Below are 23997 nucleotides of genomic sequence, written 5' to 3'. Positions count from 1 at the left end.
TTCTATACCATACGGATACAGAACTGAGGACAGGCAGTCATGCAGTAACCGCACTGCATACACTTGTCTAATAGGATAAAGGCTTTTCCTGCTTCGTCAAAATCAATGGCATCATTGTGACAGACATCCTTGCAGCGTCTGCAGGAAATACACATAAATTGCATTACCTGCGGGTTTTTAATATTGCGAATGGTAAGGATTCCTTCTAAATCTTTTTCATTGTTGAAATAACGTGTATTATACTCTACTTCTTCATGACTGACAATTCCCAGGGCAATGGCAGAAATGCCTTGGATCGTTCTGGCGAATTCCATGCACTCATGAAAGTCATTGATCAGCGTGCCTCCACCAAGGACCTTCATCAGATAAATTCCTTTTCCTTTTTCTGCGTTCAGAGAAATGGCTTGGAGCATATCCTGCACTGTACCTTCTAGAACACCACGACCGGTTTTGTTTATGAGGGGAAAAAGAATGTCAATATCTTCCCGATCAGCGACTAGGTGGGCTACCTTTACATTATGGGTGGCTATTCCCACTGCTTTAATGATTCCTTTTGCTTTATAATCCAGCAGACACTGAAAGGCACCCTTCCGAGCTTCAAAAACATCTGTATTGGCTCTGGCTGCATGGAGGTGGAAAATATCAATATAGGATATATTTAGTTCTTTTAATGCTTCTTCAATAGCAGCTTCCATATCTTCATAGGTCGTTGCTACGGATTTAGAAGCAATGACTGGACGGATACCTGTTTTTTCCATGGCCAGTCGTATCGGGGCGTAGGTCTTATACATTTGTGCTGTATCAAAAAAGTTGATACCTTTTCTTAATGCATCGGCTAAGATTTCTGAGGCCTCCTCCACAGGAACATTTTTCTGCAGCGGACCTATGGGAAGTACTCCAAAACAGAGCTCTGTTACTTCTATGTTTGTTTTTCCTAAAAAGCTTTTTTTCATTTGCTTAACCTCCTGATTGCTTTATGATTCTATTTAGGTATTCGAAATAAAACTAAATTATCCTGCCATTTTCTCCATTTTTGGATTGAATAATCTCTACCAGATTTTTTACGATGCGGGCGGTCATTCCCCAGATGATGTGTTCACCATATTCATAAAAGAGAACAGGATAGCTGCCCATTTTCCAGTTATAGTTTCGACCATTTTGAATTTTATCAAAGGGGAAATCTTCATCTACTTCGGTTTTTACATGTATAGGATGCTCTAAGGGTGGATTTTCTATAAAAAAGCTTAAAGGAACTGTAAAAAGCGCTGCAACTTCATCAGGATTAATGGGAAAGTCTTGCGGGTTTATTGTTGGCAGTGTACCCAAATAGGGATATAGAATCAAATTATAGGGTGTCACAATATAATCTAAAGGTCCAAACAACTCAATGGCCGCCTCAGCCAACCCCAATTCCTCAGCAGTTTCACGCAGTGCACATTGCTCCGGAGATTCGTTCATCTCTATTCTTCCGCCGGGAAAGCAAATCTCTCCAGGTTGGGTCTTTAAGTTTTCAGAGCGTACTTCAAATAAAAGATGAAGTTCATTCTGAACCTGAAGAAGGGGAACCAAAATGGAAAAGCCTTTATAGTCACCTTCTGGTTTTGCTTGACGATGCTGTGTAATTGCTTTTAAATAAGAAGTTTTCATGAAATCACCTCCGTCTAATCCATTAAATGATGGAATCTATAAAGTTCAAGTTCATGTTATGTATGAACATGAACTTGAACATATACAATTCATTATAATATTAGTATAGTATACTTTATGTATAGAAAGAAGTATAGATATACGACCAAGGATCTTTCTTTTATTCCATGCATAGTTTTAGATGGTTTTGTTCAAAATAGCAGGAGAGATTTTAAAAGGAGGAATTTGGATGGACAATTTGAGTGTTATGAGTATACGAGTAGATCATAGAACGGATTCAGCTCCGAAGATGCAGGAAATTCTGACAAAAAACGGCGATATCATTATTGGAAGATTTGGCATACACGATCCCGGGGAAGTGGACCATGGGCTGATAACCTTGAATCTTCGGGGAGATATGGGAAGAATCAGGGGAATGGCAGACAGCCTAGAAGCATTAGACGGTATTAAAGTAAATCATATGCAGGCATAGAATAGAAAAGGACAGTTCACAAGGGAACTGTCCTTTAAAATGTGCTGAAAAAAACTTACACTTAACAGTCATAGTATATCAAAAAAATGGGAATTAGGCAAGAAAAAATTCAATAAACGGAGAAAAAGGTAGAGGTGGATACTGGGGATTATAAAAAGGTACAGGATGCTTGCAGGAGATTTTTGCAAAATCAATATCTGTTGGGTACAATAGTCTTACATTTGATCGGTAGGGAGGTAAGTTTGTATGGAAGCGAAGGTGCATCCCAAATTTGAAGAGGAAGATATCCATTTACGTGAAACGATTCAATGGATTGAGGAGGAGGAAGCATTTCTTCAAGATTACGAAGAAATTCTAAAAGGTGAAATTGCAGAAATCCGAAAAACAGTGACCACATTGATGGATGAAAGACTCATAGCAAAACAGCAGCTTCATCAAATCGCAGCAAAAAATGTGGAGAACTTAAAGAAGATAGAAGGGGGCCCCTACTTTGGAAGAATCGACTTTCAGGAACGAAATCGAGATGAGATTGAGGAAATCTATATCGGCAAATTTGGGCTAATGGATAAGGAGCAAGATATACCTGTTGTAGTAGATTGGCGGGCGCCTATAGCCGACGTGTACTATAGCGGCCTCAGCAAAAATGTGAGCTACCGTGCACCCTATGGAGAGGTGCGGGGCATCATGCACGTGAAACGGCGATATGAAATTCATGAAGGACAATTAGAACAAATTTTCGATGAAAAGGTGTCAGAAGAGATCATTGAAGAGAGTTTAAAGGGAAAAGGCGATTTTCTGACAGAAGCCTTAAACAAAACAACCCAGGGAAGATTAAAGGAGATTGTAGCCACGATACAAGATCAGCAGAATAGAATTATACGAAGCGAGATGATAAAGCCACTGGTAGTACAGGGAGTAGCCGGAAGCGGAAAAACCACAATTGCCCTGCATAGAATGGCCTACCTCATCTATAATAACCGAAGAAATATGGAAGAAGCCCGATATATGGTCATGGCACCCAATAAGCTCTTTTTGAACTATATTTCAGATATTCTTCCGGATCTGGGTGTGGAGAATGTAATGCAGACTACCTTTGAAGACTGGGCGATGAAGTTAACAGGGCTAACCATTGATTTAGAACGATGGAGCGATCCGATCAATCAGCTCACGGGTAAAGCTGCGGAGGTTCAGGAAAAAATTAAGCTAGCATCTAAGATCAAAGGGTCCTTACTCTTTAAGCGGGTTATAGACCACAGGCTGTTGAAGCTGCAAGAAAACCTGCTGCCAAAGGAAGATCTCTCCTTTGAAGGAATTCCCCTGATGGGGTATGGAACTCTTCAGGAAGTTTTTAATACCAGTAATGTCCATCTGTCTATAGATGAACGGATCAAGAAACTGCAAGACTATCTGAAACGGAAATTTAAGCGGGAACTGCCGGAAATCCGCCAGCAAATAGAAAACTTTTACCAGGAAAAAATAGAAAATTTAAAAGGAGGGACACAAAATATTGATGAAATCCGGCCAAAGATAATTGAATATTATGATGAACGAGACAAAAAAATTGCATCGGTTCAGCAGAAACTTACGGATTTAGTCGACACTTATATGGTAAAAGTTAAAAGTGTGGCTCCCATAACCTTCTATTGCAGTCTATTCGAAGAACCGGATGAGATGCGAAAGGCCTTTGGCAGTAAAATCGGCGAGGAGGAAATCGAAGTACTCTGCCATAGGGAAGCAGAAAGATTAAAGAAGGGAATGTTGCAACCGGAGGACCTGGGTCCACTTGCATACCTTCAAATCCGACTCTCTCCCCACGAAGATAAAAAGAAATATGCACATATTGTAGTGGATGAAGCCCAAGATTTTGACGAATTTAAGATGAGCATTCTACGGGAGTTTTCTATGAATGATTCTTTTACCTTTGTAGGGGATTTGGCACAGGGAATCTATTCCTACAGAGGCATTCGAGACTGGAAACGGAGTATGGAAAGAGTATTTCCTGACAAAGAATATAATTATCATCTGCTGACTACCAGTTACCGTTCTACGATAGAAATCATAGAATTGGCCAATGCAGTGATCAAGCTTTGCAGTGATCTAAAGGCTGTACTGGCAGAGCCTATTTTAAGACACGGAGAAAGGCCAAAATGGATTCAATGCAGTAGTGAAGCTGAAATGATAGAAAAAGTATTTGTAGGAATCAAAACCCTTCATGGTGAGGGAATGAATTCTATAGCAATCATATGTAAGGATTTAGAAGAGACGGGAAAAGCATACAATACATTAAAAGAAAAGTTAGAAGATCTGCATTTGATTACAGACCAAGCAACCGATTTTCAGGGAGGTACCGTAGTGATTCCTTCCTATTTATCAAAAGGGCTAGAGTTTGACGGAGTTATTCTTTGGAACGCGGCGGAAGAATCTTATACCATGAACCCTATTGATATAAAGCTGTTCTATATCGGTATTACCAGAGCTCTGCATCGTTTATACCTATATAACTATGGAGAAACAAGTCCGGTTTTGAAAGCAGTAAAAGGGTATGTGACTGTCTAAATATACGGCAAAAGGAGTGCTGTTCGCTGCTTCTTTGCCTTCTTTTTTTCATTTTTTTCCATAGAGAGATGCAAGGCAGAAGAAATGAGACGGTGGTTTGAAAGGGGATTGCATAATAGGGATAGTTATCACGGGCCCATTGGACCATATCCGGTAGATTGTCATAGAGCCACAGGGAAAGGGATGTAATGACCACAGCAATCGGTAGTACAAGACACTAATATTTCAACCAGCGTTTTTTTATGATTCATTTAAAAGCAAACATAAAAAGGATAAAGATACAGATAATAAACATGAAAAAATATTTGGAGGGATGCTTATGAATAGAAAAGTTGTTGTTGAAAATACTTTGGAGGATGTCAGAAGGTATTTAGCAGATCATGGCTACGATGTAAGAACGATGTATAAGGATGATACGGTAGAGGATATTGTTACAGACGAGTATGATGCCATTGTTGTGACAGACCTGAATAGCGGCAATGTGGATAGAAATCTAAAAGTTAATGTACCAGTGATTGAAGCAGCCGGATTAACGCCGGGAGAAGTCTATCAAAAGATGACCCGAGGACGTAGACACTAGTTTATTCAAGATTACAGATGTGTTATGATAAAAGGAGTTGAGAGATGCATTCTCAACTCCTATATCTATGTACTGGTGGGATAAGAAAATGAAAAAAAGTATAATCGGAGTGATAGGCGCTTTAATGTTATGGAGTATTTTATTTACGGGTTGTGAAGAAAACGCTCTGGAAAATCAAACACTGGAGAAGTCAGATATAGAAACTGTAACGGAACAAACCCGGCTTGAAAACAAAGAAGAGAAAGTTACTTATGATCTGAAACTGACCTTTGACGAGAAAAGTCGGAAGCTAACAGGCAAACAGGAAATTCGGATAGAAAATATGAAAATGGGAGATCGATTGCCTCTGCAATTATGGATGAATGCCTACAAAAATGGAAAGAAGGGTCATTTTTATTTCCCCGAGATGAGGAATCGCATTTTTGCAAGAGGAGACAGCCAAGGATTTATTGATATAAAGGCTGTAGCAATAGAAGGAAAAGATATTTCTTTTGAAATAGAGGATGAACTGTTATGGCTTGATGTATCACAGGTGCAGAAATCTGACAGGGTTTTGCGTGTTTCCTTGGATATTGAGATACAAGTACCTAAAATTTCCCACAGAACCGGGGGAAATGATAAAGCGCTATGGTTGGGCAATTGGATTCCTACACTTGGAATCTATCAAGAAGAGGGTTGGATCGTATCCAATTATCTTCCTGCAGGGGACCCCTTTTATACGCAAACAGCAGACTATCGGCTGCAGATCACAACACCCCCTGAATATACGGTTGTAGGCTCAGGCATGGAGAGGGCTGAAATGTTGGAAGACAACAAATTAACGATTATAGAAGGGAATAATATAAGAGATATGGCCCTTGCAATTAGCAGGAACTATAGAGAGTATATACATAAAACGGAGGATGATATTTCTCTGAAACTCTATAGCTATAGCTTAGATCAAAAGGCTGCAGAAGCTTATTTGAAAGAGCTGGAAAAAATTATGGATTATTATGGGCGAAGAATTGGACCCTACCCTTATAAAGATTTTGATGTGGTGGAAACAGAATTTATGACAGGAGGTATGGAATACCCCTGTCTGATTATGATTAGCACCCAGAACCTGCAAGAGTTCACGAAAGGAAGTGCTACGATCCTCCATGAGACGGGGCATCAATGGTTTTACGGCATTTTAGGAAACAATCAATTGAAGGATGCGTGGTTTGACGAGGGATTAACGACTTTCATTCAAAAGGGATACGAGCTTCAGGAAAAGGAATTGGAAGTTTTTTATCAAAAGGAAAAAATACAGCTGAAAAAAGCACTGGAAGGGTGGGCCAATATTGCATTGGGAGAAGATTTAAGTATTTATACTTCATGGAGTCATTACTATCGTGTGAACTATCGAAGAGCTGCTCTGATGCATTATGAGATCTATCAGGCTATGGGCAAGGACCGTTATGATGGATTTTTAAAAAGCCTATACCAACAATATCAAAATAAGATTGTAACCAGAGAGGGTTTTAGAGAGCTGTGCCGTCAACATGGCGGAGAGCCGGCGGTGGCAATTTTTAATAGTTATTTCAATAACCAATAAAAAGCCTTGGCTAAAGAGCCAAAGCTTTTTATATAAGGAAGATCATTCATTATCCAAGGGTGACATCCAGATACATCATGATCACAAACCCGATTAGAAGGCCGTAAGTGGCCACACGTTCAAAACCATGCTTGTGGGTTTCAGGGATGATTTCATCACTGATGACGAACAACATGGCCCCTGCGGCAAAGGCCAAACCTAAAGGCAAGATGGGTTGGGCAATGTGAACGAGACCGATCCCGATAATTCCTCCGATTGGTTCTACAAGTCCTGTAAACAATGCAATTAGAAAGGCCTTGATGGGGGAGTATTTTTCTCGAACCAATGCTAATGCTACTGCAAGCCCCTCAGGAATATTCTGAAGACCGATGCCAATCGCAAGGGTCAGTCCATTGGCAATATCACCGTTACCGAAGCCTACACCAACAGCGAGACCCTCCGGGAAATTGTGTAGCGTAATGGCGATAATAAAGAGCCACACCTTGGTAAGACTGGAGCTGCCGCCTTCTCTTCTGTTTTCTAATAGATGGACATGAGGTGAGTATTTATCCATAAGGTCTAGAAAGATTCCGCCCAATAAAATTCCGATCATGGCTGTGAGTGCTCCACTTGCTCCACCCCCGCCGTATTCAATTGCAGGAACAATTAAGCTGAAGGAAGTTGCGGCAAGCATAACACCTGCAGCAAAACCGAGCATTGTATCTAAGAACTTATGGCTTACATTTTTTGTGAAAAAGATAGGCAGTGCACCGAGACCGGTAGCAGCACCTGCAACAAGACTTGCTATGAATCCTACAACAATAATGTTAAATTGCTCTAAATAGGCTACCAATGAAACAACTCCTTTCAAAAAAACTAATCGAAATTAAGATACCCTGTTTTAAAATGTTGAAACATAAATTGATTAATTAATTTGTTTATTTTTAGAAAAGAGGATAGAGAAGAAAGGTATAGAATTTCTAAATGAAAAAACAATAATATTGAAATCCTATTGAGAGGAAAGTTTTCTATGGAGAAATTAAAACGTGAATTTTTTGAAGGAAATACGCTAAATGTGGCGAAAGAACTATTAGGAAAAATTTTGATTCATCGTATAGCGGGTGTAGAGCTTGCTGGAAGGATCGTGGAAGCGGAAGCCTATATTGGGGCGGTAGACAAGGCTGCTCACTCCTACAACAACCGGCGTACCGCAAGAACCGAAATCATGTTTGGACCTGCCGGGTATGCGTATATCTATTTAATTTATGGCATGTACTACTGCATGAATGTAGTAACCGGTAAAGCAGGAGAAGCTTCTGCAGTGCTGATCCGAGCGCTGGAACCTTTTTATGGGATGCAGCAGATGGCATTTAGAAGATATACTAAACCGTTAGAAGAACTGACGAAAAACCAACGTATACACCTTACAAACGGACCAGGAAAGCTCTGCGCAGCCTTAGGGATTGACAAGAATTGTTATGGAGAGGATTTGTTGGGAGAAAGGCTTTTCATATGCAGGGAAATATCGGAGGCGCCTTTTGAAATCGAAACTTCTAAGCGAATTAATATTGATTATGCTGAAGAAGCACGAGATTTTCTGTGGCGATTTTACATAAAAAACAATGCTTATGTATCCAGGAAGTAGTGATCGGTTAAGGCGCTAAAAATAATGATTGCCATATGAACATCTATCGTATAAAGTAAAATTAAAAGCAAGGAGGCGTGTTATGAATATAAGAATTATAACTGACAGTTCCTGTGATCTTCCCCAACACATATTAGATGAATATAATATTGGAGTGGCTCCCTTACATATAATGATTGATGAAGAAAATTATGTTGACGGTATTGAAATTAGCCATGAAGAATATTATCAAAAGTGTGCAGTTACAAAAAATCTGCCGAAGACCTCTCAACCTTCTCCTGGAGATATATTTAATCTGATTCAGGAAAGTCTCAAAGAATACAAGCACGTGCTCTCTGTAAATCTTTCCTCTGTTTTAAGTGGAACCTATCAGACCGTAACGATGGTGAAAAATAGTATTGGAGAAGCAGTAACTACCTTTGATACACGGAACGGTTCTCTAGGTGTAGGAATGCAGGTTCTAAAGGCTTGTGAGTTAATGAAGAAAGGATTATCTATTCCAGAAATTATTAAGGAACTAACGGAGTACCGGGATAGCTTAGATGTTCTTGTATATCTTGAAACTTTGGAAAACGCTGTCAAGGGTGGGCGTGTGAGCAAGGTACAGTATTTTGCAGCCAGCATGTTAAATGTAAAACCCTTGGTATTTATCGATAAGGAAGACGGATACGTCAAGGTAAAAGAAAAGATTAGAGGAGAAAAAAAGGCCCTGCGCTATATTATTAATGCCATCAAAGAAAAAAATATTGATTTCTCAAATCGTGTGATTGGGGTAACCCATGCCGATTGTTTAGATAGGGCAAATGAATTTATCCGTGTGCTCAAGGAAGAGATTCAACCGAAGGAGATACTGCTTCATTCCATGGGTCCTGTGATCGGAACCTATGCAGGAGCAGGTGCTGTATACGTCTGCTTCTAGTATGTGCAGGAAGCGATTAAAAATATTTAAAGGCTTGTTATCATCATTGATTAATGCTATAATAAGACGAAACGATATTTTGTGTAAATTTAGGAGGAATTGAGTAAATGAAACAAGGAACAGTAAAATGGTTTAACAATGAAAAAGGATTTGGATTCATCGAAGTAGCAGGTGAGCCAGATGTATTCGTACATTTCTCAGCAATTACTGGTGATGGTTATAAGTCATTAGAAGAAGGCCAAAAAGTTGAATTCGAAATTACTGAAGGCAACCGTGGACCACAAGCTGCGAATGTAGTTAAGTTATAGTCAGTATTTAAATATATTCATATATTAAATAAAGATTATAAACAAAAACTCTCCCAATGGAGAGTTTTATTTTTTTAGACAAAAATGAGCAGATGCTTTTAACTACCTTTGCAGCCACGATAAAAAAAGTATGTTCATACATTGTAAACTGGATAATTATTCAATGGATAACAATATTTGAGGGGTTACCTTTCGCGGGTGTTATTGTATACTTGTGTGTAAGGGGGATTGATAACATGAAAAAGATTCTTATTGCATCACTGTTAGCCTTTCCACTGCTGACAATGCCGCTGACACAAGTAGAAGCAGCAGGCAGCGTCTACACTGTTCAATCCGGTGACACGATGTATAAAATTGCAATGCGATACGGTGTAGATGTACAGACCCTAGTTAACAACAACAAGCAAATTGCAAATCCAAATGTAATTTGGCCTGGTATGAAAATTAATATACCAAGTGCAACGACTACCACATCAACTACAACGAATACTGCAAGAAATTTTGAGCAGGAGGTTGTAAGACTGGTAAATGTTGAGAGAGGAAAATATGGACTAAAGCCATTAACTGAAAATGCAGCACTTTCTAATGTGGCAAGAACAAAGTCTGTAGATATGAGAGACAAAGGCTATTTTTCCCATACATCGCCCACTTATGGATCACCTTTTGACATGATGAAAAAATTCGGAATCACATATTCATATGCGGGAGAGAATATCGCCATGGGTCAAAAAACACCGGAAGAAGTAATGAAAGGTTGGATGAACTCACCAGGACATCGTAAAAATATTCTAAGTGAAAACTTTACGCAAATTGGTGTAGGATATACAGTCAGTGGAAATGGCACAACTTATTGGACACAAATGTTCATAAAACCATAAAGTGAATAGAAGAAAGCATACCTGGCTCAAAGAGTTGGGTATGCTTTTTTATTTGTTTCTTATATAATAGAAGAAAACGCTGAGAGGTGAAACCTATGTCCGTTTTTAAAATAGCTGTCTGTCAGATGCTGATTGAGGAAGAAAAAGACAGAAATCTGAAAAGGGCAGAGACTATGATTCGAGAATCCGCTGCAGCTGGAAGTCAGTGGGTGGTGCTGCCGGAAATGTTTAACTGTCCTTATGATAATAAGTATTTTCCTGATTTTGCTGAAGAATTTCCTGGTCCAACGACGAAAATGCTATCAAGCTTAGCCAAGGAACTAAGTATCTTTCTCATAGGCGGTTCTATTCCGGAGCGGTACGAAGACAAAATCTATAACACCAGTTTTATTTTTGATTTCCAAGGAAATCTTGCAGGGAAACATCGTAAAATGCATCTCTTTGATATTGATGTAGCAGGAGGAATCCGCTTTCAAGAGTCAGAAATATTGAGTGCCGGAGAAGCCGTAACAGTAGCAAATGCACCTCAATGCCCGGTGGGAGTTTCCATCTGTTATGATATGCGGTTCCCGGAACTGGTACGATTGATGACGTTAGAGGGAGCCAAGGTCATCGTTATACCAGCGGCCTTCAATATGACTACAGGCCCGGCCCACTGGGAATTGTTAGCTAGAACAAGAGCGCTGGATAACCAAGTATACTTTATTGCTGCATCTCCTGCAAGAAATCTGAATACCTCCTACCACGCTTATGGTCACTCCATCGTGGTGAATCCATGGGGGACCGTGATTGCCCAGGCAGATGAAAAGGAAGGTATCTTATATGTGGAGATTGATTTAGAACTGGTGGAGAAGGTACGTAGAGAACTGCCCTTATTAGCCCACCGCCGGAAAGATGTATATGCGCTTTGCAAGAAGTGATCAAAGGCTGAGAAATTTTGTTTATGTGCTATAGGCTGCTGTAGGGGAGACCTGTGGTCGTCCGCCAATGACAGATATCGGGAGACGACAGGTCCTACAGGAAAAATGTTCGGTTATAGTGCATTTTATGGCAATTAGTCATGGTGTCTAGGTATATGATCACGAGCCTGGACTACTTTTGCCTCGATTCCGCACCTCTTGCAGGATTTTTTTATGTGCTTCTGTACCCACTTTTGCTTTAATTTTTTCAGGATCTTCATACATATAATGTGAAAGATCATATTTTTGCTTAAGCCGAATAATCCGGAGTACCGATGCATTTAATCGTTCTTCTGAAATAGTACCATCTGCTGCCTTTTCCTTGAGGCTATTATAGACCCTCATTTGGAGGTCCTCCGTATGACAGATGACAAACAAATCGATGCCTGCGTCAAAGGATTGCAACGCAGCTTCTTCTATAGAGATGTTCTTATCTGTATAACCCTTCATTTCTAAATCATCTGTAACAATAATACCGTTAAAACCCAATTCTTTTCTCAACAGCTCCTGAAGCAAAATTCTAGACCGGGTGGCAGGGAGAGATTGTTCATCAATGATCGGAAAGGCTAAGTGGCCCGCCATGATCATTTCAGCGCCACCTTCTATAGAAGCCTTAAAAGGGACTAATTCTCTACGAAGGAGTGTATCACGATCAACCATAATTTTAGGCATTCCCCCATGGGAATCCACCTGGGTATCTCCATGACCGGGAAAGTGCTTCGGAACGCCAATAACGCCCTGCTGTTGAAGACCCTGGATAAAACGCATACCATGTCGTGAAACGGTTTCAGGATTTCCACTATAGGAACGTGGATATAGAAGCCTATTGTTCTTTGAGGAAACCACATCCATGACAGGAGCAAAATTAAGATTGATCCCTAAAGCACTTAACTCTTTTCCGATTACTTCACCTACCTGGAAAGTGAGATTTTCCTCATTAATGTTTCCAAGGAGTCTTGCTTCTGGAAATTTTGTAGCACCTGAAGGCAATCGGGAAACAGTACCACCCTCCTCATCAATAGAGATCAATAAAGGTACGGGGTTGTCTTTATTCCATGCATGTAACTGTTGATTCAGTTGAATCAGGGTATCGATGTTTCGATAATTCCGTTGAAAGAGAATAAAACCTCCCATTTTTTTTTCTTCAATCAAAGAACGAAGACTATCAGAATCCATGCTTTCCTGAAAGCCCAATATAAAAAGCTGTCCAATCTTTTCTTCTAAGGATAGGGAGGCCAGTACTTCCTCAGCAGGATCAGGAGGAGGCAGTACCTCTACAGGAGATTCTTTTTCTTGGGAATCTGGAGGGTCTATCTTAGAAATATCGGTCCTGTTCTCAGATTGACTCATTACAACTGCTATGGTTATGATGGATAACAGGATCAGGATGCCTGCGATTACTTTGTAATTCATTGCAACACGCTCCATTCTATTTTCTATGGATTATTATATGGAAAGTTGAAAGGAACTGCAAGGGGATGTATGTGATTAGAAAAATAAGTACAGTATATATAGATGAGAGAAATGTTATTAGGATAATTGAAATGCAAAATATTCTAAAAAAATACAAAAATATTTGATATTTGATATTATATATGATACAATTCAAAGTATAGAGGTGGAGAAAATGGAATTTCACACAAAAAACGACATTGTTTATCAAATGTTGAAGGACAAAATTATTGACGGTGCATTAAAACCAGGGGAAAGAATCATTATTTCAGAACTTGCAGCAGAGTTTGATGTAAGTCCAATGCCTGTAAGAGAAGCAATTAAAAGACTGCAGCAGGATGAGTTTGTTGAGGTGATTCCGCATATTGGAGCCAAGGTTGCATCTATGGAATGGAACAAGCTCAGAGAGATTCTTCTGATTCTTACCGAGTTAGAGGTATTGGCTGCTAAATTAGCAACACCCTATATTGGTGAAGTTGAAGTAAAAAAGCTGGATACTTTGATTCGAGAGATGGAAACTGCTGTTGCTGAACAGGACAGCAAAAAGTATGCGGAGCTGAATAAGAAATTTCATGGAGTAATCTATGGTTCAAGCCCCTATAAATATCTAAATGAGTTAATTATGAACCTATGGAATAAATCAGAATTTTACCGAACCCTATTTACAAAGTCTGAAAGTAGGTCCCAAACATCCTTAGAAGAGCATAAGGAATGGCTAAATGCGCTTAAAGAGAAAAATGTCGAGGCAGTGCAGCAGATATTAAGACAACATAAGGAAAGCGCATGTGAGATCTTTTTTCAAGCCCATGAAAAAGAAATTCATCAATGAGGATACAATAAGAAGATTATTATCTCTCTTGAATTTGATCAAATATAGAATATCATATATAAAAAAGTTCTTTTATATACGATATTTTGATTACTTCTGGGTTTATTTTTTTATATAAAACAAAATAATAATACTTGAAAGAAAAGGAGCGATGATGATGAAACAAGCATTGGAAGGAATTAAAGTACTAGACTTAACAAGAGTATTGGCAGGACCTTACGCAACAATGGTTATGGCAGATATGGGTGCTGATGTCATAAAAATTGAAGCACCAGGAGTAGGTGACGATTCAAGAGCTTTTGGCCCATATATTGCAAATGAAAGTGCATATTTTATGAGCTTAAACAGAAATAAAAGAAGTATTACCTTAAACTTGAAAAAGCCAAAGGCAAAGGAATTATTTTTGGAAATGGTCAAGAAAGCGGATGTGGTTGTGGAGAACTATCGCCCAGGAACGATGGAGAAGCTTGGTCTTGGTTACGAAGAATTAAAGAAGATTAACCCTGGAATTATTTATGCAGCTTCCTCTGGTTTTGGACATTCAGGTCCCTATAGCAAAAGAGCAGCTTATGATGCAGTCGTACAGGCTATGGGAGGAATTATGAGCATTACAGGACCTAAGGGCGGCAAGCCTACAAGAGTAGGGCCGTCTGTAGGAGATATCACTGCTGGACTCTTTACCGCAATCGGTATATTAGCAGCGTTGAATCATCGAAATAATACAGGTCAAGGTCAAAAAGTAGATGTGGCGATGCTGGATTGCCAGGTAGCCATTCTGGAAAATGCTATTGCCAGATACGTGGTAACCGGTGAGGTACCAAAACCTGCAGGAAATCGTCATACCTCTATTACGCCTTTTGAGCCATTCGAAACCAGTGATGGCGAAATTATGATTGCAGCAGGGAACGATGCTCTATTTATAAAGTTATGCGAGCTGTTTGGAACTGAAGAATGGGTACAGGATGAGCGATTTAAATCAAATCCGCAAAGAACGAAGCATGTTGAAGAATTGACACCACTGATCACGGCGATTACCAAAACAAAAACTACGAAAGAGTGGCAGGAATTGTTAGATAAGGCAGGTGTTCCAAATGGACCGATCAATACGATTGATAAGGTTCTTGAAGACCCGCAGGTATTGGCAAGAGAAATGGTTGTAGAAGTAGACCATCCTGTGGCAGGACATTTAAAAATGGCTGGTGTACCAATTAAAATGAGTGAGACGCAAGGCAGTGTTCGCAAGCCTGCCCCTGTTTTAGGACAGCATACGGAAGAAATTTTACAAGATTTATTAGGGCTGAACAAAGAGGAAATAGAAGAACTAAAAAAGGCAGAGATTTTTTAATACTCTTAAATCGTGTTTGTTATAATTATAATAGCTGCAACGTGAAGGTGTTTTGACGTATTACAGTAAATTGGCCTTTCATCCTACGATTTCAATCGTGGGATGAAAGGCTTTTTTTAAAAATTTTTTGTTCTTTATGAAAAAGGCAATCATTGAGATAAAAATACTATATACTTTATGATTAGGATATGACAGAAAACTACAATGGGAAGATAGAAATAAAGAATAATTTGAAAAAAGATAAAAAAACTTGCAGGAAAAATAAGAATAAAATAGAAAATATTGTATTAATTTCATGATATTAGGAGTACTTGATGCTGTAGCAATGTAAAAATCTGAGATAAAAGGTGACAGTATGATAAAGACAATACCCATATTCAACAGAGATAGCGTTGCTCAGGAAAAGCCCATGATGCTAGAGAACTTCAAGGATGAACTGGACTATGAGCTTCTTCAGGCAAATATATTTCGGGAAAAGATACTTTCTTGTATTCTAATACTATTCGTTTCTATTATTCTATTATTAAATATTATCACTAGGGGACATGAACAGTTGGATTATTATATCTCAGTAAGATCTTTTCATATACATATCGTACTTATTTTTATTCCAATAGTATTTTTGCTCCTGACACGTAAGCATAGGAGAATCACCAATGAAAACTTCAAGCTCCTGACAGTACTACATGTGCTGATGAATACATCTGTATTAATCTTATGTGCATTTATAGCAATTAATAATGAGATCATAAACCAAAGACCTTTTGCATATGTAACAGCGATGTTCTCAATAGCATCACTTATCCTTCTCTCCAAAAGCTATAGGCTGTTTGCCTTTTGCTCCTCTTACGCTATCTATATTACAGGTATTTTATTCATTTTCAAGAATCCTAGCGTTGTATTTCAACATGTCTTGTTTTCTCTTCCGCTATTTATTTTAGCCCTAATTGTATCAGAGATTAATTATTCTGCATATATCAGAAATTATATGAACAGCAAAATAATAGAAAGCAAAAACCAAGAATTAGATAAAATCTACAAACTTACAGAGCAGATGTTAGCAGAACGAACAAAAGAGCTTAATGAAACGATAGAAATGGAGAATATTAGAACTGCATTTTTTGCCAATATATCACATGAACTTAGAACACCGTTGAATGTCATTTACGCTGCGCAGCAAATGCTGGATCTAGTTTTAAAAGATACAACACATGAGAATCAAAAAGAAGTCATACAGTATACGAGAATCACGAAACAAAACTGCTACAGATTAATACGACTTATTGCAAATTTAATAGATATTACAAAGATTGATGCCGGATATTTACAGGTTAATCTGCAAAATATTGACATTGTTAGCGTTGCTGAGGATATAACGCTGTCTGCAGCAAAATATATTGAAGATAGAAACATTCATCTAGTGTTTGATACCAATGTTGAGGAAAAGATCATCGCCTGTGATGCCGATAAAATTGAAAGAATCATTCTAAATTTACTCTCCAATGCAGTGAAATTTACCCCAGAATATGGAAGCATCCATGTTAGTATAGAAGAGAAAGAAGGTTGCATAGCCTTATCGGTAAAAGATACAGGAATAGGAATTCCTCCAGAAATGAAGGATTCGATATTTGATAGATTTGTACAAGTAGATAAGACCATAAGCAGAAACAGGGAAGGAAGCGGCATAGGTCTTTCTATTGTAAAATCTCTTGTGGAGATGCATAATGGAAAGATAACGGTTATAAGTGAAGCGAATAAAGGAAGTGAGTTTATTATCGAAATTCCTGATGTTTACCAACAAGATGTGGAGGAAGTTAAAGCATATAATTTAGCAGCAGAGCATCAATATATTGAAAAAATTCATATTGAGTTCTCTGATATATATGATTAAGGCACTACTAAGCGATTGTTAGTTCTTGAAACTTTAGTCACATAGTCTAAGTTGTGCGATTTTTAGCTTTATTGTTTTAAGGTGGTTTAACATTTACCCAATCCTTCATCCAATGATCCTGATCTACAAGGTAATAAGTCTCAGAATAAAGAAATGGATAATGTCCAATAAAACTAGGCCACCAAAAGATTCCTGCGCCATGGATCTGAGCATCATCGGCGATAGCTTCAAGGAGTCCTTTTATAGCAGAATACATATTTTCAACATAGGGATCATGATAGATAACCAGTGTCTCTTTGATTATGCGGCGTTCGTAAGTTTAGCAATGAAAATAATCTACAATTTATTTCCATATTCGCTTAGACCTAAATATCTCTTGAAAATAACCCCATACAGATATCGGACTCATAAGCATTTGATAAAATAATACATATGCAATAAAACCAAAAGCATTCTTTCTAATTCTCAGACCTAAAGTTTTAAATACTTTTTTCTGATAATGATACAAAATATAATTCACAATCATAGCCAAAGGGAGTACAAGGAGCGTCGTTAAACCAACAATCCAATAATATCCAAAAAAGGCTAAAAACAGACCGGGAATCCAACAGAAGGTATAGACAATATCTAAGTATGGCATGATAAGGTTAGAACTGGTCAAATATTTTGTATAAATCAATGGCTGATGCCATGGTTTTACTACTTTCAACGCTTCGACCATACCTCTAGCCCATCGGCTGCGCTGTCTAAAAAAATGATTCAACGATTCAGGCACATCGGTAAATGCAACGGCCAAAGGTTCAAAATATACCTTCCAGTTGTTTGACAATAGATTCCATGTAAGAACAATATCTTCTCCAATAGCATCGGGCCATCCATTAATCTTTCTGATAGCTTCTGTTCGATATAAAGAGAAGGCTCCCTGGGCAACTAAGGTGCCTTGGAACATTCCCTGAAGCCTTTTGATACTGGCAATACCTAAAAAATAATCCCATTCTTGCACTCTGGCAAGAAATTTTCCCCGACTGTTGCGGACTAGAACAGTACCTGCAACGGCACATACATCTGAAGGGGAACTAAACAAGCGTCCTACAATATAACGGATTGCTGACTTGTGCAATAGAGTATCTGCATCTAGTGTAATGAGTAACTCTGTGTCCACATAATTTAGTGCCGAATTCAGTGCATTGTTTTTGCCGGGTTTTGGCTCGTGGAGAACTGTAAGATTGATACCGAGTTTTTTTCCAGATTCTTCTGCTACGATAGAAGTGTTATCTGTAGAATTGTTGTCAATAACAATTACTTTCAATTCTCCTTCATAATCTTGCATGGCAATATAGCCCAGCGTACTTTCGATGCTCATTTCTTCATTATAGCAAGCGACCAGTATTGTCACAGGATCAGAAGGCTGGGGTATTTTAATCGCGGGTTGTCTGTCAAACAGCAAGCTGAAAACCATAAATGCATTTAAATAGCCGGGTATATATGCAATACCTGCTACAATGAAAAAAGCTGCGGGTAAGGTGACAAATGCACCAATCTCCTCCACCCAAGGGAAAGAAAGATAGATAGAAAAAATCATCCACATAAAGGCAATGACATGACTAAAGGCAAATTTCTGAGCGATAGGAATATATCGTTTGGTTGGTTTTAGCACGAAGGATACAGGTAAGCGAAAAATTTTTTTTGGATTCATTATGACATTCCCCTTAGTAGCAAAAGATAGTTTGTTAGATATTCCGCTATAATAATATTAAACAGATTCATTTACTCGTTTAAATAAATATATCATAGGACGTGTGTGGGCTTAATAGTGTAATTTATATATAATTTTGAAAATAATGGAAAAATGCTTTTCTTATCACATTGTGTGGATAGAGTAAGAGGGCTATAAAAAGAGCGTCTACGACGCTTTCGCTAGGGAACCCTAGGTTCCCTTCGACGACTGCTATCGCAGTCTGAGCACCCTCCTTAGTACGGCAGGGGATTTCATCCCCTACAACCCCTCTTTTTTATATAAATAGAAAAGTAGAACTTTCCTAATTTATATAAAAAAGAGTCAAAAGGAGTGATTCCCTTCGACTCTTTACTTTATATCAGAAGACAAAGCTTCGTTTAAGGAACTGAAGGCACGTTATATTGCAGAATGGTAGAGGATTCCTGCATATACTCTTCTATGACATTCTGAACATTAGAATCTTTTAATATCAAAGATATTTCAATTCTTCTATTTTGGGCCCGTGCTCTTTCAGATGTACCACTGGCAATAGGCCGAAATTTTGAATAGCCGCTGGCAACAAAATAGAAACCATACTTCTTTTCTATCGTAGGATTGCTTGACATTAAATAATTGACCACAGTAGATGCCCTTTTGGAGGATAGGTCCCGGTTATATTCTGCCGACCCAATATCATCCGTATGACCTTGAATACTAATGGCATCTATATTTGCCCGGATATCAGAATCATCCAGAACCTTTTCAAAGGCTTCAGATAACTTTTTCAAAAGTTCCTTTCCCTCTGCTTTAATCGCATAGGAATTGTATTCAAAAACGAGGCCTTCATTAATTATAATATTACCATTGTCAGCTATACTGACTAATTCTTGGCCTGCACGATTGGTTGCACCCAACTCTTCCTCAATAGAAGCTTTTACCTTTTTCAATACATCCAAGCGAAGGACTGCAATGCCTTTTAACTTGGCTCTTACTTCACCTAATTCCCGGTTGCTTTCTGCTATGATTTCCTGCTGCTCCCTTATTTGTTCTTCGGATAAAGTCAATGCAATTTGTCCCGCTTCAACCTCAGCCATAACTTCTTCCAACTGATCTTTTAAGAGTCTCAGTTTTTTATCAGCTTGGCTGATTTCAGCGTTAGAAGATTCAAGCTGCAATTGGGTATCCATTAATTCCTTCTTTGCAAATTCTAAGTTCTTTCCGGAAATAATGTTTTGTATATAAGCGAGAAGCATTAGAATAAATAGGATTAAGGCAATGGTAGAAATCATATCTGTAAAGGAAGGCCAAAAATTCTGTTCATCATTACTTCTCTTGAAGTTTCTTTTCCTGATTTTCATGTAGAGGCCTCCTTGCTATTCTTTTTTTCTGCTAAAGGTTAACGCATCTATTCTTTCATTAATCTCCCTTATACTTGCCTTATGATGATTAAGGCTTTCAGTCAAATCAGCAAAGCCTACGTTCATTCGATCAATATTGGTTCGGAGGTGGTGATTAAACTCTGAAAAATCTCTTGTATTTTCATTGAATTTTTGTACGGACTGGTCAAATTGTTCGATGCTCTTAGATAATTGATTCGATGTTGTTGTCATACTATGGGCTGCTGCCACAAACTGATTGCCCATGGTCTCTGCAACATATTGCAGATTTTTTTCCAACGTACTGCCTATAGATTCAAAGGAATCTTTCCAGACATTTTTTTGTCTTTCATAATCTTGTTCTTTTTCCTTTTTGGTGAGGACAAAGGCCACGTTATTATCCAGATATTCTTCTATCTGTACCATAACGGCTTCTCTAGCTTCCTCCACATTAAAAAGAATATTTAAAATAGTCAGCAGGACAGAGCACGCGATACCGAATAGAGAAGTAATAAAAGCCACAGACATCCCTTTTACAGAATCAATCAACCCTGCAACGATTGTATCCATGCTTCCCAATACTTCTGAACTTCCACTAGAAGAGAGCAACTCTACCAATTTACCGATAGACAAAGTTAATCCATAAAAGGTACCTAGAAGGCCTAATATGATCATTAAAGAAACGGCATTTTTAATAAATCGCTCCCCAAGATTTAGTTGTTTAAATTCACTATTAAAGTTTCTTTCGATAATAGCTTGGGTATTGATGTCGCGAAAACTGCCATGCATGGCAGTGTTATAATCTTCAATAATGGCGTTGAAGATATTGTGTTCAAATACGCCTCTTGCTCTATTTCCTGTATTGCTTACGTCATTCCCCATGGCAATATATTTTTTTCGAATGACGATCGATCCAAATAAAGCCATAAAAAAGATTATTAGGATGCTTAAAATGATAAGTATTGCTAGAGCATTGAGTTTACCTAATAATGAGAACAAATGGTATTCCCCCTTTAATCATGTAATGTGTTATTTATCAACTACTTATACTTTAATTATACCCATTTTTATGGAGGGGCACCAGTTTTTGGTGAAATGAACAGAATACTGCGATCAAGCTTTGTATTGAAAACTGTAAAGAAAATAAAAAAAAGTTTATAAATGATAACCGAGCATCTATGAGGAGGTTTTCCCTATAGATGCTTTTTATATAAGTTGCAATAAAGCGATTATAACTCTGTGTGAGATAGCGGAGCCCTGGGGACGGTTTGGCGTAGCGGATGTAACCTATTTATTGCAACTTATATATTTGCAAAAATATCTGGTTTTGCACAGAACTTATCCAAAAAAAATAGAGTATTGCAAATATTGAGTAGACGTGTTAATATATTGTTAAATTGTTAAACAATTAAACAATTCAACAAATTAAGATAAAACAATATCATGCCATAGAGGCGGATTGGGTGGTTGAGATGGATATTACACCTTTGCGTTATGACAGACTTTCGGATAAGATTGTCAAACAAATGATTCAGATGATACGGGACGGCAGCTTGAAGGCAGGAGATAAATTACCTAATGAAACGGTTTTGTCCGAACAATTTGGAGTGAGCAGGGGGATATTGCGTGAAGCATTAACCCGCTTGCAGTCTCAGGGATATATACGCAGAAAACCTAAGGATGGTACCTACATTCAGGAGGACATCCAGGGTATGCTTATGAATGAGTCGGTAAATGAGTTGTTGAAAAAGGCTACCTACAGTGATTTGCTAGATTTTAGGGAAACATTGGAATTGAAAATGGTGGAGCGTGTTATTGAAAGAGCCAGTGATGAAGAGATTGAAGAGCTGTTTGACGGACTTGGTGTTGCTGACAACGAAGAAATCCAGCACAATATGGATCATTACTTCCATTACAAACTGGCCCAGGCATCGAGAAATATCTTTTTTATGAATTTTATCGATACTTATTATGATTTAATCAGTGAAATTGCCAATAGAAGCCACCGGGATCAGGAACGGCGCAATCAAATTGCAGAGGAACACCTGGCCATTGCAAAGGCTATTGCCAATCGCGACAAGAATGCGGCAAGAGAGGCAGTACTTTATCATATGAGAATGGTAGACAAGAAAGTTGAGAGTATGAAATAAACAGAAGGAGTAAGAAAAATGAAAAAATGTATTAAGATTCTATCACCCTGTGGCATTCTGGGATATGGTTTTCCTCCAGAGTCCTTTGAAAAGGGCTTAAAGGATCAGCCGGATGCGATTGTTGTGGATGCAGGTTCTACCGATGCAGGCCCCCATAAACTGGGGGCCAATGCGGCAATCGTAAGCCGTCAGGCTTGTAAAAAGGATTTGGGATACATCCTTGCAGCGGGCTTTGCAAACAATATTCCGGTGATTATCGGTTCAGCTGGCGGAAGCGGTGCGAGGGCCCATGTAGAATGGACACTGGATATCATTGATGAGATTATCGCTGAACGTAAACTATCGCCCCTTAAGCAGGCTGTTATCTGGGCTGATATTCCAAAGGAAGTTGTTCGCCGGCATATGAAGCAGGAAAAGGTTACCCCTTTAGGAAGCGCGGTACCTGTTCTTACGGAAAAGGCTTTGGAAGAAACCACCGGTATAGTCGCCCAGATGGGTATTGAGCCTATTTTGGAAGCATTAGAATGCGGGGCACAACTAATTGTCTGCGGCAGGGCCTATGACCCTTCCCCCTTTGCAGCTGTAGGCATATTCCACGGCTTTGATGCAGGAATGGCCTATCATATGGGAAAGGTGCTGGAGTGCGGTGCGCTGTGCTGTGAACCCGGTACGACAAAGGATTGTATGATGGGTGTGCTTTATGAAGATTGCTTTGAGGTATATCCTACCAATCCGCAGCGCAAGTGCACACCGGTGAGTATTGCCGCACACACTTTTTATGAGAAAGATCATCCCTATATTTTGCACGGACCTGGGATTGTGCTGGATCTAGAAAACTGTGAATTTACATATATCGGAAGTGGCCGTGTTCGTGTAAGCGGCAGTAAAATGAGCAAAACATCTGTATATGAAATTAAGCTGGAGGGTGCCCGGAAGGTAGCTTATAGAACTTTTGTGGTTGCAGGTATTCGGGACCCATTGCTCATAGAGAAGATAGAAGAAGTAGAGGATTTGGTAAAAAACAGTGTCATGGAGCAATATCCGGAAATTCCCCGAGACCAGTATGAGATTAATTTTTACAACTACGGTAAAAATGGGGTAATGGGTAATCTGGAGCCGAGCAACCGGGCAGGACATGAATTGGGTGTCGTTTTTGAGGTGATTGCCAAAACCCAGAGTGAGGCATCTGCATTGTGTAGTTCAGTACGTTCGACTTTCATGCACTATGGTTATGAAGGAAGAAAATCTACAGCAGGCAATTTGGCATTTCCTTTTGCACCGAGCGATGTAGAGTTTGGGCCAGTATATGAGTTTTCAGTCTATCATCTGATGGAAACTGTGAACGGAAAAGCATTATTTCCCATCGAATACAGAATGAAGTAAGGAGAGGCATCTATGAATAGACTTGTAGATTTGGCTAAAGTATTAAGAAGTAAAAACAGCGGGCCCTTTGAAATTACACTGGACATACTATTTGATAATCCGGAAAGCTACAAAAGAGTGGTAGAAAGCGGCGTAATCAACATTCAAACCATCTGTGAACGCTATCATTTGGAGCCTGAAGATATCAGCAAGATCGTTTTTTTTGAAAAGGGACTTGGCATTAAGATTACATATAACAGAACTGTCTCATCAGGAACCTTCCGGGATCGGGATGTATATGGAGCGCAGCAGCATGCCCCACTGATGGATATTCTGATTCCGTAAAGGAGGATTGT

At 38.8% G+C, this 23997-nt stretch carries 22 protein-coding genes; 15 read left to right on the top strand and 7 right to left on the bottom strand.

Going from position 1 to position 23997, the window contains the following annotated elements; genetic code table 11:
- Window positions 1–2: 2 nt before the first annotated feature.
- Both Gferi_RS08915 and Gferi_RS08910 read right to left on the bottom strand, forming a co-directional pair.
- Window positions 3–953 (bottom strand): aldo/keto reductase, encoded by a 951-nt coding sequence (locus tag Gferi_RS08915; protein ID WP_069975655.1) that lies wholly within the window; start codon window positions 951–953, stop codon window positions 3–5.
- 52 nt (window positions 954–1005) lie between these two features.
- Window positions 1006–1647, bottom strand: coding sequence for an NUDIX hydrolase (locus Gferi_RS08910; RefSeq protein WP_069975653.1), 642 nt, complete (start codon window positions 1645–1647; stop codon window positions 1006–1008).
- Between the two features lie 229 nt (window positions 1648–1876).
- On the opposite strand from Gferi_RS08910, the gene Gferi_RS08905 reads away from it, so the two are divergent.
- The 4 genes from Gferi_RS08905 (at window position 1877) to Gferi_RS08890 (ending at window position 6831) form a co-directional block, all read left to right on the top strand.
- The gene (locus Gferi_RS08905) at window positions 1877–2119 is read left to right on the top strand and encodes a hypothetical protein (protein ID WP_069975651.1); all 243 of its coding nucleotides are present in this window, start codon (window positions 1877–1879) and stop codon (window positions 2117–2119) included.
- Window positions 2120–2365: 246 nt separating this feature from the next.
- Window positions 2366–4675 carry an RNA polymerase recycling motor HelD gene (gene helD / locus Gferi_RS08900; protein WP_069975649.1) on the top strand — a complete coding sequence of 770 codons (2310 nt, stop codon included), beginning with the start codon at window positions 2366–2368 and terminating at the stop codon, window positions 4673–4675.
- A gap of 319 nt (window positions 4676–4994) precedes the next feature.
- On the top strand, window positions 4995–5255 hold the full coding sequence (locus Gferi_RS08895; protein WP_069975647.1) for a YkuS family protein: 261 nt from the start codon (window positions 4995–4997) through the stop codon (window positions 5253–5255).
- 88 nt (window positions 5256–5343) lie between these two features.
- On the top strand, window positions 5344–6831 hold the full coding sequence (locus tag Gferi_RS08890; protein ID WP_069975645.1) for a M1 family metallopeptidase: 1488 nt from the start codon (window positions 5344–5346) through the stop codon (window positions 6829–6831).
- Between the two features lie 49 nt (window positions 6832–6880).
- Here the strand turns inward: Gferi_RS08890 and Gferi_RS08885 are convergent, their stop codons facing one another.
- On the bottom strand, window positions 6881–7663 hold the full coding sequence (locus tag Gferi_RS08885) for a ZIP family metal transporter (RefSeq protein ID WP_069975643.1): 783 nt from the start codon (window positions 7661–7663) through the stop codon (window positions 6881–6883).
- A 177-nt stretch (window positions 7664–7840) separates the two neighbouring features.
- Here Gferi_RS08885 and Gferi_RS08880 point away from each other — a divergent pair, with 177 nt between their 5' ends.
- The 5 genes from Gferi_RS08880 to Gferi_RS08860 all read left to right on the top strand — a co-directional run bounded on the left by Gferi_RS08880 (window position 7841) and on the right by Gferi_RS08860 (window position 11480).
- Complete coding sequence (locus tag Gferi_RS08880; protein WP_069975641.1) at window positions 7841–8455, top strand: DNA-3-methyladenine glycosylase; 615 nt, start codon at window positions 7841–7843, stop codon at window positions 8453–8455.
- Window positions 8456–8537: 82 nt separating this feature from the next.
- On the top strand, window positions 8538–9374 hold the full coding sequence (locus Gferi_RS08875) for a DegV family protein (RefSeq protein ID WP_236932718.1): 837 nt from the start codon (window positions 8538–8540) through the stop codon (window positions 9372–9374).
- A gap of 107 nt (window positions 9375–9481) precedes the next feature.
- Complete coding sequence (gene cspD / locus Gferi_RS08870; RefSeq protein WP_069975639.1) at window positions 9482–9682, top strand: cold-shock protein CspD; 201 nt, start codon at window positions 9482–9484, stop codon at window positions 9680–9682.
- Between the two features lie 236 nt (window positions 9683–9918).
- Window positions 9919–10560 (top strand): SafA/ExsA family spore coat assembly protein, encoded by a 642-nt coding sequence (gene safA / locus Gferi_RS08865; RefSeq protein WP_069975637.1) that lies wholly within the window; start codon window positions 9919–9921, stop codon window positions 10558–10560.
- 95 nt (window positions 10561–10655) lie between these two features.
- A complete protein-coding gene (locus tag Gferi_RS08860) occupies window positions 10656–11480 on the top strand; it encodes a carbon-nitrogen hydrolase family protein (protein ID WP_069975635.1) in 825 nt (274 codons plus the stop codon).
- A 159-nt stretch (window positions 11481–11639) separates the two neighbouring features.
- Here the strand turns inward: Gferi_RS08860 and nagZ are convergent, their stop codons facing one another.
- A complete protein-coding gene (nagZ, locus tag Gferi_RS08855; protein WP_069975633.1) occupies window positions 11640–12932 on the bottom strand; it encodes a beta-N-acetylhexosaminidase in 1293 nt (430 codons plus the stop codon).
- Between the two features lie 214 nt (window positions 12933–13146).
- Here nagZ and Gferi_RS08850 point away from each other — a divergent pair, with 214 nt between their 5' ends.
- From Gferi_RS08850 to Gferi_RS08840, 3 genes are all read left to right on the top strand, one after another.
- Window positions 13147–13800 carry a GntR family transcriptional regulator gene (locus Gferi_RS08850; protein ID WP_069975627.1) on the top strand — a complete coding sequence of 218 codons (654 nt, stop codon included), beginning with the start codon at window positions 13147–13149 and terminating at the stop codon, window positions 13798–13800.
- Between the two features lie 151 nt (window positions 13801–13951).
- Entirely contained in the window at window positions 13952–15145 is a 1194-nt protein-coding gene (locus Gferi_RS08845) for a CaiB/BaiF CoA transferase family protein (protein WP_330389633.1), read from the top strand.
- A gap of 355 nt (window positions 15146–15500) precedes the next feature.
- A complete protein-coding gene (locus tag Gferi_RS08840) occupies window positions 15501–17036 on the top strand; it encodes a sensor histidine kinase (RefSeq protein WP_069975623.1) in 1536 nt (511 codons plus the stop codon).
- A gap of 343 nt (window positions 17037–17379) precedes the next feature.
- On the opposite strand, the gene Gferi_RS08830 is transcribed toward Gferi_RS08840, so the two are convergent.
- The 3 genes from Gferi_RS08830 to Gferi_RS08820 all read right to left on the bottom strand — a co-directional run bounded on the left by Gferi_RS08830 (window position 17380) and on the right by Gferi_RS08820 (window position 21128).
- Window positions 17380–18732 (bottom strand): glycosyltransferase family 2 protein, encoded by a 1353-nt coding sequence (locus Gferi_RS08830; RefSeq protein WP_069975616.1) that lies wholly within the window; start codon window positions 18730–18732, stop codon window positions 17380–17382.
- A 419-nt stretch (window positions 18733–19151) separates the two neighbouring features.
- A complete protein-coding gene (locus Gferi_RS08825; RefSeq protein ID WP_069975613.1) occupies window positions 19152–20111 on the bottom strand; it encodes an OmpA family protein in 960 nt (319 codons plus the stop codon).
- 15 nt (window positions 20112–20126) lie between these two features.
- Window positions 20127–21128, bottom strand: a complete 1002-nt coding sequence (locus tag Gferi_RS08820) for a MotA/TolQ/ExbB proton channel family protein (RefSeq protein WP_069975611.1) — start codon at window positions 21126–21128, stop codon at window positions 20127–20129.
- A 473-nt stretch (window positions 21129–21601) separates the two neighbouring features.
- On the opposite strand from Gferi_RS08820, the gene Gferi_RS08815 reads away from it, so the two are divergent.
- From Gferi_RS08815 to Gferi_RS08805, 3 genes are read left to right on the top strand one after another with little or no spacing between them, the layout of a single operon-like run.
- Window positions 21602–22279: a FadR/GntR family transcriptional regulator gene (locus Gferi_RS08815; protein WP_069975609.1), complete on the top strand. Its 678-nt coding sequence runs from the start codon at window positions 21602–21604 to the stop codon at window positions 22277–22279.
- A gap of 18 nt (window positions 22280–22297) precedes the next feature.
- Entirely contained in the window at window positions 22298–23662 is a 1365-nt protein-coding gene (locus Gferi_RS08810; RefSeq protein ID WP_069975607.1) for an acyclic terpene utilization AtuA family protein, read from the top strand.
- 12 nt (window positions 23663–23674) lie between these two features.
- Window positions 23675–23986, top strand: a complete 312-nt coding sequence (locus tag Gferi_RS08805; protein ID WP_069975606.1) for a DUF4387 domain-containing protein — start codon at window positions 23675–23677, stop codon at window positions 23984–23986.
- The last annotated feature ends 11 nt before the right edge of the window (window positions 23987–23997 follow it).

The sequence above is a fragment of the Geosporobacter ferrireducens genome, from assembly GCF_001750685.1.
Lineage (GTDB): Bacteria > Bacillota > Clostridia > Peptostreptococcales > Thermotaleaceae > Geosporobacter > Geosporobacter ferrireducens.
Note: the sequence above shows the minus strand (reverse complement) of the source record. Positions and strands in the feature narration are given on the sequence as shown.